Here is a 15,351-nt window from a genome sequence, read left to right on the forward strand (position 1 = left end):
GTCTCGATCTTCCTTGTTCGATAGGAGAAACGCTAACTTCCCTAGGTAAGAAAATCCAGGAACCGCCACATAGATTTTCTACCGGCGGCGGGTCATTCCCGCGTACGGGTGACGGCCCGGCGTTCCCGCGGAACCCGGCACGGTGCGCCGCCCGGATAGGCTCGGGCGGTGGTGACCTCGCCGGCGCGGATCGGGTCGTACCGCATCGAACGACTGCTCGGTGTCGGTTCCTTCGCGACGGTCTGGCTGGGGCACGACGCGGCCCTCGGCGCACACGTCGCGATCAAGGTGCTGGCCGAGAACTGGAGCCACGACCTGCGGGTCCGGGAGCGGTTCCTGGACGAGGCCCGGCTGCTCTGGCGGCTGAACGACGACCGCGTCGTGCGGGTGCACGCGCTCGGCGAGCTGCCCGACGGCCGGCCGTACCTGGTGATGGCCTGGGCCGAGGGCGGTAGCCTGCACGAACGGCTCGCCGGCGACCCGCTGCCGGCCCGGCCGGCCGTCGCGCTGCTGCGGGAGATCTGCGCGGGCGTCGCCGTCCTGCACGAGCACGGCATCGTCCACCGCGACCTCACGCCGGGCAACGTGCTGTTCGCGGCGCGGCCCGGCACGCACGCGCACCCGCACCCGGCCGCCGCCGACCGGGTCGTCATCGCCGATCTCGGGCTGGCCAAGGCGCTCGCCGCGGCGTCCGGCCTGACCGCGCGCGCCGGCACGCCCGGCTACATGGCGCCGGAACAGGACGACCCGCTCGCGATCGTCGACCGGCGCGCCGACGTCTACGGGCTCGGCCGGCTCGGGATGCGGCTCCTGGCGGTGCCGGGCGGTCACCGGCCCGGCGAGGCGGTCCGGCTGCGCGACGGCGTACCGCCGAAGGTCGCCGAGGTGCTGCGCACGGCGACGGCGCGCCGGCCCGCGAACCGCTACCCGGACGCGGCCGAGCTCGGCGCGGCGCTGGACCGCGCCACCGCGGGCCGGTCCCGGGCCGGCCCGCTCGCCATGGCCGCCGGCCGCACGGCGATGGGGCTGGCGACCGTGTGCGTCATCGCGGCCGCGGCGTCGGACTCGATCGGTGCCCGGCTCCCGCCGCGCCCGGGCGCGGTCGTCGATGCCGCGGGCCAGCTCTCCCTGCGGATACCCGCGGGGTGGGCCGCGAGATCGGGACACTGGACGCGGCCGGGACCGGCGCTTGTCGTCTCGCCGGATCCCGCGCGCTGGACCCGCGACACCGCGGTGCCCGGTGCGTTCGCCTGGCTGTCGCGCGACGGTGCCGCCGAGACCACCCCGGAGCGGTTCGTCGCCGGGCGCCCGAACGCGGGCTGCGCCACCATGCCGGTGCGGACCAGCCGGCAGGCCGGACTGGACTGGTTCATCGCCGGGTTCCGTGCCTGCCCGGACGGGCGCGCTGAGGTGGTGGAGGCGGTCGGCACCCGCCCCGGCGACACCGTGCTGGTGTACGTCCAGGTGGCGCCGCCGCGGGGCAGCGCGCCGGCCTTCGTGGACACTCTGCTCGCCGGCGTGCGGGTGCGCTGAGGTCTCAGTCGACCACCACGACCGTGATCGTGTACGTCCGCTCGTCCTGCGGGATGGTCACGGTGACCGTGCCGGCCCGCAGGAAGCGCAGGTCCTGCACCCCGGCCTCGTATCTCGGGTCCACCAGGTCCTCCGGTGTCGCGGTCACCAGCCCGGGTCCGATGCTCTGCAGCCGGAGCGTTCCGCCGGTGTGGAAGCACATCGACCTGATCATCTCGATCTCGGTGCTCTGCAGGTCGATCCGGTAGCGCACGGCGCCGAGGCAGTTCTCGGAGGGGTCCTCCGGCTCCGGTTCTGCGGTTCTGCTCCTGGTCCGCGCCGGCCTGGTCGTGGCGGCCCCGGTCGTCCTGGGCGGGGATCCCGCGGTCGCCGAGGCCTCGGTGCTCGGCGCCGGCACCCCGGCCGCCGACGCGGAGGGCGGCGGGGCGGCGGCCTGGCCCGGCAACGGTGACAGCGCCTCGCCACCGCAGCCGGCGAGGTGTGCCACGACCGTCAGGGCGAGTGCGCCGATCGCCGCGCGGCGATGAACTCCGGTGGTACGCATGTCGGGTCCCCTTCGTTGACGTGCCGGCTCCTCGGGGGATTGGTCCCGCCGGCCGTCCCGTTTGTTCGCCGCTCCGCCAAGGTCATCTTTCCCCCTCGTCCAGCCGCCGCCGCACCTGGCGCCGGGCCTGGTGGATGCGCGACTTGACGGTGCCGTCCGGCACCTCGAGCAGCGCGGCGATCTCGCCGTAGCCCAGGTCGAGGACGTCGCGCAGCACGAGCGCCTCGGCGTACTCCGGTGCCAGGGCCTCCAGGGCGTCCAGCAGGTCGAGCCGGGTGCCGGCGACGACGCTGGTGCGCCGGGGATCCGGCCGCTCCGGCAGCGGCACCCCGGCCGCCTCGGCGACGAACCGGCGCCGCAGGCTCTGGTAGGTCGACCGGGACCGGTTGGCGGCGATCCGGTAGAACCAGGTGCGGAACGACGAGCGCCCGTCGAACCGGCCGATGCCGCGGGCCACCGCCAGCAGGGTGTCCTGGCACGCCTCCTCGGCGTCCTCGCGATGCGGCAGGAAGCGCGCGCACAGCCGCAGCGCCTCCGGGCGCAGCATCGTCAGCAGGTCGTTCAGCGCGCGGCCGTCGCCCGCGGACGCGGACCGGACCAGCGCGTCCAGGTCCGCCGCGACGGTCATCCTGCTCGGGGTCTCCATGCGCAGATCATGCGGCCACCCGCCGTCACGCGGGGGTACCGGCGCATGCCAAGTTCGATAGGGTCTGCGGCGATGCGAACCAAGCGGCAGCTCAGCGACGACATCCGGGGCGCGCGGCGCGCGGTGCTGGTGGTCAACGCACACGCCCGCCGCGGGCGCAGGCTCTACGACACCGCCGAGGCCGCGCTCGTCGCGGCCGGCTTCACCCTGCTGGGGGCGTACCCGGTCGACCGGCCCGGCGAGCTGGAGCAGACCCTGGCGACGGCGGCCGGCCTGGGCGCGGACCTCGTCGTCGTCGGCGGGGGAGACGGCACGATCAGCACGGCCGCGCGGGTGCTCGCGCACCGCGACATCGCGATGGGGCTGCTGCCGCTGGGCACCACCAACAACTTCGCGCGCACGGTCGGCGTCCCGCTCGACCTCGGCGCCGCCGTCGCGACGCTGGTGGACGGCAAGGTGGTCGACGTCGACCTGGGGATCGCCGGCGACCTGCACTTCACCAACCACGTCGGCGTCGGCCTGTCCGCCGAGGTGATGCGCAAGGCGCCGCCGCCGCTGAAGCGGATCACCGGCCGGCTGGCGTACCCGATCACCGCGCTGGCGCTGCTGGCCCGGCACCGCCCGCTGCGCGCCGTCGTCCGCGCCGCCGGGCGCGAGCACGAGTTCGTGACCCATCAGCTGTACGTCGCCAACGGCGGCTTCCACGCCGGCCGCCCGATCACGGCGGACGCGCACGCGGACGACCAGCTGCTGGTCGCGTACCCGGTGGGCGGCCCGGCCCGGCGCACCCTGCTCCGGGAGACCGCCCGCAACGCGTCGAGCGGCGACCGTCGCACCCTGTGCGACGAGCCGTTCCTCGCGGTCGGCGAGCTGTGGCTGGAGACCGACCGCCCGGCCCAGGTCGAGATCGACGGCGAGCCGCGCGGCTCGACACCCCTGCGGATCGGCCTCGACGCCAACGCGCTGCGGGTGATGGCGCCGGCCGGCACCCCGGATCGCTGAGCGCGCGGCCTCTCCGGGGCACCCCGGCGTGGACGTTCCGCGAGATATCGACTATGGTCCCTGCAACGCCGTTGCGAGTTCTTCCCCCGTGGAATTCGCAGCGGCGCCTTACTTTCCGGCCGCCCGCCGAAACGGGCAACACGGTTGACAACTGGCCGAAACAGATAGACCTTCATCTATAGCTCCCGCGCCGGGGGCGGTGGACGGAGGTGTCCGATGCGGACGAGCCGGATCGTCGTTTCCCTGCTGCTCGCCGTGGCGGCCGCCGGCGCCGTGCCCGCGCTGCAGGCACCCGCCGCCGCCCTCGACAACGGGCTCGCCCGGACGCCGCCGATGGGCTTCAACAACTGGAACTCGACGCACTGCCGTGCCGAGTTCAACGAGGCGATGATCAAGGGCATCGCCGACATCTTCGTCGACCGGGGCCTGAAGGCGGCCGGCTACCAGTACGTGAACCTGGACGACTGCTGGGCGCAGCGCCAGCGGGACGCACAGGGCAACCTCGTGCCGGACTACACCCGGTTCCCGAACGGCATCAAGGCCCTCGCCGACTACGTGCACGGCAAGGGGCTCAAGTTCGGCATCTACACCAGCGCCGGGACCGCGACGTGCGACGCGATCGGGTTCCCCGGCGGGCTCGACCACGAGGAGCAGGACGCCCGGCTGTTCGCCTCCTGGGGTGTCGACTACCTCAAGTACGACAACTGCAACAACCAGGGCCGCGACGCCGTGCAGCGCTACACCCGGATGCGGGACGCGCTCGCGGCCACCGGGCGGCCCATCGTGTTCGCCATCTGCGAGTGGGGCTCGAACCAGCCGTGGCGGTGGGCCGGGCCGGTCGGCAACCTGTGGCGCACCACCGGCGACATCGAGGACAACTGGGGCTCGGTACTGAACATCATCCGGCAGAACAGCGTGCTGGCCGCGTACCCGGGGCCGGGTGCCTGGAACGACCCCGACATGCTCGAGGTCGGCAACGGCGGGATGACCGACACCGAGTACCGCACCCACTTCTCGCTGTGGTCGATGATGTCTGCCCCGCTGCTGATCGGTTCCGACCTGCGCAGCGCCTCCCCGGCGACCCTGAGCATCCTGACCAACAGCGCCGTCATCGCCGTCGACCAGGACCCGCTGGGCCGGCAGGCCTACGTGGTGCGCAACGGCGGCGGCCAGTGGGTGTTCAGCAAGGTGCTCGCGGGCGGCGACCGCGCGGTGGCGCTGTTCAACGAGAACGCCACCGCGGCGACCATCACCACCAGCGCCGCCCAGATCGGCATGAACGCCGCGGGCTCCTACGCCCTGAGGGACCTGTGGAGCGGGGCCGCCACCACCACGACGGGCACGATCGGCGCCACCGTCCCCGCGCACGGCACGGTCGTCTACCGCGTCTCGGGCGGCGTGGCCTACGCCGGCCACACGCTTGTCGGCCAGGGTTCCGGCCGCTGCCTGGACGTGCACGACAACCTGGTCGTCAACGACGCCGCCGTGGAGATCTTCGACTGCAACGGCGGCGCCAACCAGCGCTGGAACCTCACCACCGCGGGCGAGTTGCGGGTCTACGACGGCACCCGCTGCCTGGACGTCTCCGGCGGTGGCACCACGGCCGGCAGCCGGGTGATCCAGTGGGAGTGCCACGGCGGCGCCAACCAGCAGTTCCGGGCGAACGCCGACGGCACCGTCACCGCGGTGCAGTCGGGCCAGTGCCTGGACGTCTCGGGCGCGTCGACCGCGCCCGGCGCCGCGGTCATCATCTGGCCCTGCCACCACGCCGCCAACCAGCTCTGGACCCGGGGCTGACGCGCCGCACCGCTCAGGGTTTTCTCGGGGGATGACCTGATAGCCCCGGCCCGGCCGGCCGACGAGGCTGAACGGGTGATCGCAGACCTGATGAACGCCGCGACGTCACTCGTAGACTGGCTGGGCACGCTCGACGAGCGGTCGGTCCTGCTGGTCACGTTCCTGTCCGTCGTCGTCGAGATGACCTTCCTGCTCGGGCTGCTGGTGCCCGGCGAGTCGGTGGTCATGCTGGCCGGCTCGCTGCCCGCCGGCCCGGCCGGCTTCGCCCTGGCGGTGACGGTGGGCACGGCCGGCGCCCTGACCGGCCAGATTCTCGGGTACGCCGTCGGCCGCGTCTTCGGCACCCGGCTGCGCACCACCGCGCTGGGCCGCCGGATCGGCGCCGAGCGCTTCGACCGCGCCGAGGCGTACCTGGGCAGGCACGGAGCCCCGGCGCTGGTGGCCGTCCGGTTCGTCGCGGTCATCCACGCCGTGGTGCCGATCGTCGCGGGCGTCGCCCGGATGCCGTTCGGCCGCTTCCTGGGCTGGTCGGCGCTGGGCACGGTGCTGTGGGTCGGCGCCTTCGCCGGCGCCGGCGCGGTGACCGCCGGCACCGACCCCAGCGGCGGCGGCGCGGTGGTCCTCACCGCGATCGGCGCGACCTGCCTCGGCACGATACCCCTGTGCGCCCGCCTGGTCCGCCAGCGCCTCGGCCGCCTAGCAGCGGTACCCGGCTGAGCCGCCGGTAACCTCGATGCGACCGCTGCCGGGCCCGACAGCGAAGGCCGGGAACGCATGCGAAGGGTGGGCATGGCATGAGCGCTGTGGTCGAGGTCAGCGTCGGTCGGCTCGTCGACGCGGCCCGGGAGCTGGCCGCCGACGGGCGGCGGCGCATCCTCGGCATCACCGGTGCGCCCGGCGCCGGCAAGTCGACGCTCGCGCGGGAGATCGCCGACGCGCTGGGCGAGCGGGCCGCGCTGGTCGGCCTCGACGGCTTCCATCTGTCCAACGCGGAGCTGCACCGCCTCGGCCGGCACGCCCGCAAGGGCGCGGCCGACACCTTCGACGCCGCCGGATACACCAACCTGCTGCACCGGCTGCGGCCGCAGCACGACGACATCGTGTACGCGGCCGAGTTCGATCGCGGCCTCGAGGAGTCCATCGCCTGCGCGGTGGCGGTGCACCGCGCCGTCCCGTTGATCATCACCGAGGGCAACTACCTGCTCGTCGACGACGACCGTTGGGGCGGCGTCGCCGGGCTGCTCGACCAGTCCTGGTACGTCGAGCCGGGGGAGGGCGTCCGGCTGGAGCGGCTGGTCGAGCGCCACATCCGGTTCGGCCGCAGCCCCGAGGAGGCGGCCGAGCGCTCGTACGGCTCCGACCAGCGCAACGCGGGGCTGATCGAGGGCACCCGGCACCGGGCAGGCCTCGTCGTGCGCGTCACCGCAGCCGGAACAGGACCTCGCCCGCCTGCGGCACCGTGAAGGTCTCCGGGTCCGCCGCGTAGGCGTCGAGGTCCACCGCGCGGGGATCCAGGTAGTCGAGGTTCGCGCCGCGGACGACCTTCTCCGGGATGCCGGTGGCGAGGGTGACGGTGACGCGGCCCCGTTCGCCGTCGCCGGGGTCCCAGGTGCCCGCCCCGCGCAGATGCGTCGAGTGTGCGAGCACGCCCCAGTGGAACCCGGCGAACCGGTCCCACTGCTTCAGGAAGTAGTCCCGGCAGTGGTAGCCGATCCGCTCGATCTCGGGGTGCATGGCCGAGATCCGGGTGATGTGCGGGGCGTACAGGATGACCTGGCCGCCGTCGGCGACGATGGGTTCCACCTTGTAGAAGCCCTTCGCGCCGGTCCACATGTCGTCGTACCTGGCCGGGATGATCGACAGCACCCGGCGGACCGGGGCGTCCAGGTAGCGCACGTGCGCCCGCGCGGACACGCCGGCGCAGGCGGCCCAGGCCGTCTCGGGCGGGCCGAACGCCGCCGCGTGCAGCGCGCCGGTGCCGGACTCGACGACCAGGCACAGCGCGAGCCGGCGGCCGGGGATCATCGCCGCGGCCTGGTCGATCAGCGCGCGTACCGGGGTCGTGCCAGTGGTGCCGATGATGTCCGCGCTGGTGATGAGCGCGCCGAGCCAGTGCGAGAAGTCGATGATCTCCTGGCCCGCCACGCCCGGGAAGAAGTACTTGTTGCCGCCCGAGAAGCCGACCACCTCGTGCGGGAAGACCGGCCCGATGACCAGGCAGACGTCGTGCTCGACCACCGCGCGGTTCAGCACGACCTCGATCGGGGTGCGCAGCCGCCCCTCGGACAGCTCGGCGACCCGGCCGGCGGGGATCTCGCCGAGCGAGACGAGCGCCCCCGGCTCCCACCACTCGTGGTTGCGTACGGTGAAGCCGGGGTAGGTGCCACCCAGGTGGGCCCGCAGGTGCTCGTCGCTCATCGCCGCGTGGGTGCCGAGCGCGACCAGCACCGTGACCCCGCCGGCGCGGCCGTCGAGCGCCTCGTGCACCGCGGAGAGCAGCAGCGGCAGGGGGCAGCTGCGGGTGCCGTCCGGCACGATCACGCAGACGCTGCGCCCGTCCAGGTCCGCTCGGTTCAGCGAGTCCACGACGAACGCCCGCACGACGGCGTCGTCGAGCACGCCCTCGGCGCCGCCGATGACCTCCACCATCCCTGTACCCTGCGCCCGCCCTCGCCGTTCGGCAAGCCCGGGGCGTCCGGTGGATGTCGCACATGACACCACCGTTCGGGTAGGAGTTCGTTGTCTATCGGGTGGCTGATAGTGACGGAGATGTGTCGATACTGGTCTGGTTGACGCATGGACACCGCCGCGGTGCGGCGACCCGACCACGATCTGGCCGGGTACACCGAGGACGTGTCCTGGTCGTCGACGAGAGCAGCCCCGTCCCGGCCCCGCCCGTCCGGAATTCGAGTCCCGCGCCGGAATGAGCCTGCGCGCCGACTCCGCACGCAGCTTCCCCGGCACCCATGGTCCACAAGGGAGTTGCGTGCCCGAACAAGGTTTCATGTCAACGCACCACGAGTGCCTGCGGAGGACGTATGCACGCTTCCCTGACGATCGTGCTGGTGCTGGTGCTGGCCGGCCCGCCGGTCCCGGCACCGGCTCAGGTGCCGGCCCTGGAGCTGCCGGCGTTCGTCGTCGGCGCCACCACCTCCGAGAACGACGTCATCGGCAACGGCAACACCTGCGCCGGCTTCATCGAGGAACGTGCCAACCTCGGTGAGCAACTGGGCATCCGCCGGGTGTTCGCCAACAAGGGGCAGCTGCCGCCCCCCGACGCGATCGACTGCCAGCACGAGTACGGCGCCCGGCTCTGGTACTCGTTCAAGACGTCCTGCACACCCGTCGCGGTTGCCGCGGGGTACTGCGACGGGGAGATCCTGTCCGTCGCCGCGGCGATGCCGGAGGACGGCATCCTGACGTACTTCCACGAGCCCGAGGACGACATGACCGGGGTGCGGTTCGTGCGCGCGTTCAAGCGGGTCTATCACCTGGCCAAGGCGATCAATCCGGCGATCGACGTGGTGCCGGTGTACATGGGCTTCCAGTGGCGGCCGGAGTCGAGGCTGGTCACCAGGAACGGCACCGGCGGCGACCGCGAGGTCCGGGACTGGGTCGTGCCCAGCGCCTTCGCCGACGGGTACGGGCTCGGCCTCTACTGGCAGGCGAGCGCCCGGGGCACCGAGCCCGACGACCCGGTCAGCATCGGCCGGGACCCGCGGATGCTGCGGTGGTACAACGCGTTCGGCGCGCTCACCCGGCCGCTGGCGCTCGCCGAATGGGGCATCGACGACGACCTCGGCGTCCGGGCGTCGCGGGGGCCCGCCATCCGCGCCTCCCGGGACTGGCTGGTGTCGCACGGCTTCCAGATCATCTGCTACTGGCAGCACGGCAACTGGTACCTCGGCACGTCGGTCACCCCGCCGGGCGGGTACCCGGATCCGGACGGCGTCGCCGCGTACCGGGAACTGGTCGCGGCGGCGACCTCCTGAGCGCGCCGGGTGCTCAGCCGCCGCCGGGCCCGGGCCGCGTCACCCGGATGCCGGCCGGGAGCGAGAACCAGAAGCGGCTGCCGCCGCCCGGGTTCGCGGCGCAGCCGACCTCGCCGCCGTGGCGTTCGATGACGCGGTGCACGATCGCCAGGCCGAGACCGGTGCCCTGGTAGCGCTCGCTGCCACGGGCCCGGGTGAACGCGTCGAAGATGGTGTCGAGCTGGTCGCAGGGAACGCCGATGCCGCGGTCGGCCACCTCGATGTGCCATCCGCCGCCGTCCACCGGGCGGCCGGTGATCTCGATGCTCGGGTCCTCGCCCGCCGGCGTGTACTTCAGGGCGTTGCCGATCAGGTTGTCGACGACCTGCCGCAGCATGGTGGCGTCGGCCTCGACGCTCGGCAGCGGCCACACGACGATCTTCGGCTGCTGGATGCCCTGGCCGTTCACCCGCTCGCGGACCACGTCGGCCACCACCCGGTTGAGGTCGACCTCGGTGGTGACCAGGGCCCGGTTGTCGGCCATGGCGTAGTCCAGCAGGTCGTCGATCAGGGACTGCATGTCCTGCGCGCCGGCGTAGAGGCGTTCGAGGTAGTCGCGGTGCACCGGATCCAGCCCGGGCCCGGCCTCGTCGCGGAGCAGGTCGGCGTACCCGGTGATCCGCGAGAGCGGGCTGCGCAGGTCGTGTGCGACGACGCCCGCGAAACCGACCAGTTCGGTCTCGCGCTGGCGCAGCTGCGACTCGACCGCCTCGCGGCGCTCGATGTCGTCGCGCAACGCGGCGGTCGCGGCGTCCACCCTGCGCAGCGCACGGTTGCGCGACGTGATGACCGTGCCGGTCAGGGTGGCGAGCAGCAGGGTGATGATCCCGCCGACCGCCCAGGCGATGAGGTCGAGATGCAGGTCGGTCCCGGCCAGCAGCCGTTCGGTGGGCGCCACCGTGAGCGACCACTCTCCCTGCGGCACCGCGACCGTGACGGTGCGGGCGGCCCGGTCGCGGTCGATCGGGGCGGCCGGCTGCCAGCGCCCGAACGGCGTCGAACGTCCGGCGGTGTTGTCGGAGAGGGTGACGGCGACCGTGTCCCCGGCGGTCCGGCCGATCGCATCCGTCACGAAGTTCTCGCCACGTAGTCCCATCATCATCCAGCCGCGGAACCGCCCGAAGTCCGCAGCGGAGGGCGAGGTGGAGAACACGGGCGCGACCAGCACGAATGACAGCTGCTGCTGAGCCGGGGGCAGCTTGGCGTCCCGCAGGAGCCGGTAGGCGGAGCTGATCGCGACCGCACGCGTCTCCCGGGCCTTCCACAAGGCCGCCGTGCCCTGGGGGGAAGCCGCCATGTCCTGGCCGGCGGCGTCGCCGACGCCGTCGATCGGATGGGCCATGACGACGAAGAGATGCTCGGTGGCGGCCGGTGCCGGCCGCAGCCGCAGGCCGGGATTGCCGGCGGCCCGCCAGAAGCGCTCCACGTCGGCGACCTGCGCGTCGGTGGCGGGCACGACGAACGCGACGCCGGTGGCCCCGGGCAGCCGCTGCCGGTTGGTGGTGGCGGTGATCGCGTTGAACTCGGCCGACTCGAGGCGGCTCTGCGCGCCGACGGCGCCGGCGAGATCCTGCAGGGAGGTGCTGTAGCGGCGCATCTCGGCCGAGAGCGTCTGCTCGACCACGGCGGTCTGCTGGCTCAGCGCCCGGTCGAGCCGGTCCTCCTCGGCGCGGCCCAGGGCGAAGGCGGCCAGAGCGGTGCCGGCCAGCCCCAGCGCGATGATCGGAACGAGAATCCGCAGCGCCCGCCAGCCGAGTCGTCGAGGCTCGCCACCGGGTGAGATATCCACCGCCGGAGCCGGTCTCACCCGTTGAGGCTACGCCGCGGCAACTGCGCGGAGCGCCCATTCGGCGATCCCTGCCCGACTCCGGGCAACCTGTTCCGGCAGGTTTCCCGCCGCGGGCGGGCTGCTCCCGGCCGGTGCTCCCTTTTTCGCCCGGCCCGCCCCGATGTCCGGATCGCGGCGGTATCACCGCGTATCCAGTCACGCTCTGTCGCGTTGATGGCTAGGGCGTCGTCACCAGGAAGGCCCGCCATGGCATCAGCAGCGGCCGCGCGCCGCCAGGGCCTGCGCAGGTGGGCCGTCAGCCTCGCCGCCACCGCGGTGTCGGCCTACGCCCTGGACGCGGGCGCCACCGTGGCGGGCGTGTGCCTGGCGGCCTCCGGGCTGCTCGGCGGCCTGAGCCCCCGGTGGGCGGTGGCGTTCCTCGTGGCCAGCTACGCGGTCTGGGGTATCGGGCTGCGCGCCGGCATCCGGGCCAACGGCGCGCTCCTGGCGGCGACCGGGACCAGCACCAACGTGCTGTCCAAGGCGGCGTACGACCTGACCAGGCGCCGCACGACCAGCCTCCGGGCGGCGCGGCTGGCCGCGGCGGCCGGGTACGCGGGCATGGAGCTGGTCAAGGAGGTGCCCTACTACGGCGGCGCCTTCGGCGCGGCGCTGATCAGCGACTCGGTCACCTCGAACAACGCCCTGGTCTTCCTGGGCGGCGCCAACCTCGGGGCCGCGGCGTACGAGTTCGGCCTCGCGCGGCTCACCGGCCTCGTGCTCCGCCGTCGCCGGGCACTTCCGCCCGGACGGCGCGAGGGCGAGGTCAGGGCTGGGTGCGTCCGTGGCGGGTGACCGTCGGATCGCGCCGCAGCACCACCGGGTAGACGCTCGAGTACGTCTGCCAGGACGGCTGGTCGCGCTTCTCCTTCACGGCCAGCAGGCGGCCGAGGGCCCGCAGCGTGTCCGTCAGCGCCAGGTGCAGCCGCGGATCGTCCACGATGCCCTGCGCGTCCACCGCGTCCGGGCTGACCGGGGTGCGGATGCAGGCGGCACGCAGGATCCGGGCGCTGCCGTGGGTGAGGACCGTCTCCAGCGTCGCGCGGGCGCCGTCGTCCTCGCCGGGTGGCGCCACCGAGAGCCAGGCCGCGGCCTTGCCGACGAGGTCGCCGCCGGCCACCAGCCAGTCGAGCAGGTTCTTCAGCGTGCCCGGCAGCGAACCCGCGTACGCCGGGGTGCTGAACAGCACGGCGTCCGCCTCCTCGACGGCGCGCCGCAGGTCGGCCACGGAGCCGGGCAGGGCCGGATCCCCGGGAACGAACGCGGGCAGCCCGCGCAGCCCCTCGTACAGGATGGTGGTCATGTCCTCCGGCGCGAGCCGGGCCGCCGTGCGCAGGGCGGAGGTGTGCAGGGAGCCCTCGCGGGTGCTGCCGGAGATCAGCAGGATGCGCGTCATGGCGCCGACCATACGGCGTGGCCGTCGCCGGCGGCGGCGCGACGCGGCCGGCGCGGTCATTCGAAGAACTTGAGGCCGAAACCGGTGTCGGTGTTGGCACCGGGCACGTTGGCGCGCCGGTACGTGGTGTTCGCCCACCACAGGAACATCCCGGTGTACCAGTAGCGGTTCGCCCACGTGTACGGCGTGCCCTTGGCGACGGCGTGGTACATCAGCGGGAACCTGGCGCCGGCCGGCGGGCTGGTGTTGATGTCGCCGTTGAGCAGCACGAAGCTGTGGTGCCCGGGCCCGTTGACGTAGAGGGTCGGGTCCCAGCCGGCCATCATGGTGGCGCGGTTGGAGCCGAAGAGGCAGCCGTTGGACTTGTACCAGTCCCACACGTAGGTCGGGTCGCCGCCGGCCCGCAGCCGGAGGTCGGCGAGGCAGTACTGCTCACTCCAGCTGCCGTTGGCGGAGTAGAAGACGTGCAGCTGCCCGTTGGGGTCCCTGATCGGTTCGGGGCCCTCGTTGATGAACGGGTTGCCGACCACCCGCTCCCAGGCCTCCCGGGGCTGGGAGATGATGTACCGGCCGCCGGTGGTCGCGCTGGGGCTGCTCATCCGGGCGATGTACAGGTTCTGTTCGATGTTGGTGTCGCCGGCCCAGCCGGACCAGACGAAGTAGCGCTGTCCGTTGTGGGTGAACATGCTGCCGTCGATCGCCCACCGGTCGTCCGGCAGTACCAGGCGCGTCTCGGCCGTGTACCCGGAGTCGGCCGCCGGCGAGCTGATCACGTACATGCGGTGCGCGGAGCCGCGTCCCGCGGAGAAGTGGATGTGGTAGCGGCCGCCGTCGAAGGTGATCTCCGGGGCCCACACCTCACCCAGGTTGCGGGCGTCGGCCCACACCTGGCGGGCCGGCGCGGCGGCCAGGGTGTCCGGCGACGAGGCCTGCCGGACGGCGATACCGCCGTTCAGGGACTGCACCGAGACGTACCGGGTGCCGATGCGGATCACGCTGGGGTCCGCGGCGCGGATGCCGGTCTGTGCCAGCGCCGCCGGGGGTGCGGGCTGCCGCGCCACGGCGGGGGTCGCGGCCGGGCCGAGCGCGAACGCCCCCGCGAGCGCCAGGAGGGTGAGTGCGGTGGGACGGCGGGAGTTCATCATCGTCACATTCCACGGGTCGGCCTCCGCTTCGATGCCGTGCCGTGGGGATGCGGCCGGGGATGGCATCCCGGCAGGGAATGTGGGTGGAGGCGGATCCTCGGGGTGCAGCCCTGCCGTTGCGTTGAGAGCGCTCTCTGAGCATCGGATCCGGAAACAGGGATGTCAATATGTTGACGAATGTCGATCGCTGTCGGGCTACCTGTCGAGGGCGTCGTCGAACGGGATCACGCAGTCCGCGCCGGACAGCGTCGTGGCCTCGATGACCACCCTGTCGTCGACCCAGATCGTGCAGGTGATCGCGCCGCCCGCCGGCGAGAGGGCGCGCAGCCACAGGTCGCCGGAGTCGTCGGTGAGGTCGGCCGACTTCGACCAGGGCGTGGCGGCGGCGTTGCCCACGTCCTTGCCCAGCTGCTTCTCGCCCGCGCCATAGGTGATCGAGGAGACCTTCTCGCCGCTCGAGGCGATCTCGAACGTGACCTTGTGCGGGTCGCCGCCCGCCATCAGCACGTAGACGACCGCTGCCACTGCCAGAACCACGGCGACGGCCGTGGCGATCCACACGGCCGTACGGGGCCGGCGGGCTGACTCGATCTCGCTCACCGGCGGAGCGTAGCGGCGGTACGGGCCGCTCCGGATCATCCTCTCGGTCGGCATCAGGCCGGTCCGGAACGCCCCGCGAGCCGCTTTGCGAAGTTTGCCGGGCCGGTCCGCACCGCGCCCGCCCCTCGTGCCCGTGCGGGGGTTGGGTATAACCAGCGCATGGATGCTGACGAACTCGCGCAGGTGATCGGCGAGGTGCCCGGCCTCGAGGTGTCGGCCGAGGGCGGTCTCGTGGTCGCGCGGGTGCCGGCGATCGGTGACGCCGTGCGGCTCCTGGCCGCCGACGTGCTGGACTACGAGTACCTCATCGCGCCGACCGGGGTGCCCGGCGTCGAGCTCGAGGTCCGGCGCGGGCACGAGAAGCTGCCGCTGATCATCACCGTCGACGACGTCGTGTTCATGCCGTCCTACGCGGCGGACATGGTCGCCGGGGACGGGCCGTTGCGGGTGCCGTCGACGCCGAACCTGGTCGCGTACTCGGAGATGCACCGCGACGTGCGGGCGCTCGGCCGGGCGATCGACGATCCCGAGCTGGAGCTGGACCCGGAGACCCTCGCGGCGACCCTGCTGGCGCACCGCTGCTTCCTCGCCGGCGCCGTGCGCGTTGGGCTGTGGCCGGTGCGGGTGGCGGCGTGGTGGGAGTACATGTGGGCCCGGGTCGGCAAGGGCCTGCAGGCCGGGCCGTTCCGCGCCGACCCGGTCTGGGACCGGCTGATGGCCGACGTGACCGAGGCCCGCCGCCTCGCCGCCCCCGCCGAGCCGCAGGCGCACCCGGCGACCTGACCGCGGGGCCCGTCCCACCGGGCCGGCCTTCCCGCTATCGTTCGCG

The 15,351-nt window shown here is 73.2% G+C and carries 15 protein-coding genes; 8 read left to right on the forward strand and 7 right to left on the reverse strand.

The features are described 5' to 3' along the window. Positions 1–168 precede the first annotated feature (168 nt). The gene (locus AB0B58_RS27380; RefSeq protein ID WP_360229312.1) at positions 169–1,533 is read left to right on the forward strand and encodes a serine/threonine-protein kinase; all 1,365 of its coding nucleotides are present in this window, start codon (positions 169–171) and stop codon (positions 1,531–1,533) included. Between the two features lie 4 nt (positions 1,534–1,537). Here AB0B58_RS27380 and AB0B58_RS27385 read toward each other — a convergent pair whose 3' ends face one another. Both AB0B58_RS27385 and AB0B58_RS27390 read right to left on the reverse strand, forming a co-directional pair. Further along, the gene (locus tag AB0B58_RS27385) at positions 1,538–2,077 is read right to left on the reverse strand and encodes a hypothetical protein (protein WP_360229314.1); all 540 of its coding nucleotides are present in this window, start codon (positions 2,075–2,077) and stop codon (positions 1,538–1,540) included. A gap of 82 nt (positions 2,078–2,159) precedes the next feature. Beyond that, a complete protein-coding gene (locus AB0B58_RS27390) occupies positions 2,160–2,723 on the reverse strand; it encodes an RNA polymerase sigma factor (RefSeq protein WP_360229316.1) in 564 nt (187 codons plus the stop codon). A gap of 72 nt (positions 2,724–2,795) precedes the next feature. On the opposite strand from AB0B58_RS27390, the gene AB0B58_RS27395 reads away from it, so the two are divergent. The 4 genes from AB0B58_RS27395 to AB0B58_RS27410 all read left to right on the forward strand — a co-directional run bounded on the left by AB0B58_RS27395 (position 2,796) and on the right by AB0B58_RS27410 (position 6,985). Next, on the forward strand, positions 2,796–3,725 hold the full coding sequence (locus AB0B58_RS27395; RefSeq protein ID WP_360229318.1) for a diacylglycerol kinase family protein: 930 nt from the start codon (positions 2,796–2,798) through the stop codon (positions 3,723–3,725). A 216-nt stretch (positions 3,726–3,941) separates the two neighbouring features. Further along, on the forward strand, positions 3,942–5,522 hold the full coding sequence (locus AB0B58_RS27400; protein ID WP_360229320.1) for a lectin: 1,581 nt from the start codon (positions 3,942–3,944) through the stop codon (positions 5,520–5,522). A gap of 75 nt (positions 5,523–5,597) precedes the next feature. Beyond that, positions 5,598–6,239 carry a DedA family protein gene (locus AB0B58_RS27405; protein ID WP_360229322.1) on the forward strand — a complete coding sequence of 214 codons (642 nt, stop codon included), beginning with the start codon at positions 5,598–5,600 and terminating at the stop codon, positions 6,237–6,239. Between the two features lie 77 nt (positions 6,240–6,316). Beyond that, on the forward strand, positions 6,317–6,985 hold the full coding sequence (locus AB0B58_RS27410; RefSeq protein ID WP_360229324.1) for a nucleoside/nucleotide kinase family protein: 669 nt from the start codon (positions 6,317–6,319) through the stop codon (positions 6,983–6,985). Here the strand turns inward: AB0B58_RS27410 and AB0B58_RS27415 are convergent. After that, entirely contained in the window at positions 6,942–8,171 is a 1,230-nt protein-coding gene (locus AB0B58_RS27415) for a lactate racemase domain-containing protein (protein ID WP_360229326.1), read from the reverse strand. The two genes, AB0B58_RS27410 and AB0B58_RS27415, sit on opposite strands and share 44 nt — an antisense overlap. A 389-nt stretch (positions 8,172–8,560) precedes the next feature. Between AB0B58_RS27415 and AB0B58_RS27420 the strand changes: the two genes are divergently transcribed. After that, on the forward strand, positions 8,561–9,514 hold the full coding sequence (locus AB0B58_RS27420) for a hypothetical protein (protein WP_360229328.1): 954 nt from the start codon (positions 8,561–8,563) through the stop codon (positions 9,512–9,514). A 13-nt stretch (positions 9,515–9,527) separates the two neighbouring features. Here the strand turns inward: AB0B58_RS27420 and AB0B58_RS27425 are convergent, their stop codons facing one another. Beyond that, positions 9,528–11,360: an ATP-binding protein gene (locus AB0B58_RS27425; protein WP_360229331.1), complete on the reverse strand. Its 1,833-nt coding sequence runs from the start codon at positions 11,358–11,360 to the stop codon at positions 9,528–9,530. 228 nt (positions 11,361–11,588) lie between these two features. On the opposite strand from AB0B58_RS27425, the gene AB0B58_RS27430 reads away from it, so the two are divergent. Then, positions 11,589–12,176 carry a hypothetical protein gene (locus AB0B58_RS27430; RefSeq protein ID WP_360229333.1) on the forward strand — a complete coding sequence of 196 codons (588 nt, stop codon included), beginning with the start codon at positions 11,589–11,591 and terminating at the stop codon, positions 12,174–12,176. Here the strand turns inward: AB0B58_RS27430 and AB0B58_RS27435 are convergent. The 3 genes from AB0B58_RS27435 to AB0B58_RS27445 all read right to left on the reverse strand — a co-directional run bounded on the left by AB0B58_RS27435 (position 12,148) and on the right by AB0B58_RS27445 (position 14,522). Next, on the reverse strand, positions 12,148–12,777 hold the full coding sequence (locus AB0B58_RS27435; protein WP_360229335.1) for an NADPH-dependent FMN reductase: 630 nt from the start codon (positions 12,775–12,777) through the stop codon (positions 12,148–12,150). The genes AB0B58_RS27430 and AB0B58_RS27435 overlap by 29 nt on opposite strands. 56 nt (positions 12,778–12,833) lie before the next feature. Next, complete coding sequence (locus AB0B58_RS27440) at positions 12,834–13,922, reverse strand: glycoside hydrolase family 43 protein (protein ID WP_360229337.1); 1,089 nt, start codon at positions 13,920–13,922, stop codon at positions 12,834–12,836. 195 nt (positions 13,923–14,117) lie between these two features. Beyond that, positions 14,118–14,522 (reverse strand): hypothetical protein, encoded by a 405-nt coding sequence (locus tag AB0B58_RS27445; RefSeq protein ID WP_360229339.1) that lies wholly within the window; start codon positions 14,520–14,522, stop codon positions 14,118–14,120. Positions 14,523–14,681: 159 nt separating this feature from the next. On the opposite strand from AB0B58_RS27445, the gene AB0B58_RS27450 reads away from it, so the two are divergent. Then, on the forward strand, positions 14,682–15,305 hold the full coding sequence (locus AB0B58_RS27450; RefSeq protein WP_360229341.1) for a hypothetical protein: 624 nt from the start codon (positions 14,682–14,684) through the stop codon (positions 15,303–15,305). Positions 15,306–15,351 lie beyond the last annotated feature (46 nt).

This window comes from Actinoplanes sp. NPDC049118, from assembly GCF_040648555.1.
In the GTDB taxonomy this organism is placed as follows: domain Bacteria; phylum Actinomycetota; class Actinomycetes; order Mycobacteriales; family Micromonosporaceae; genus Actinoplanes.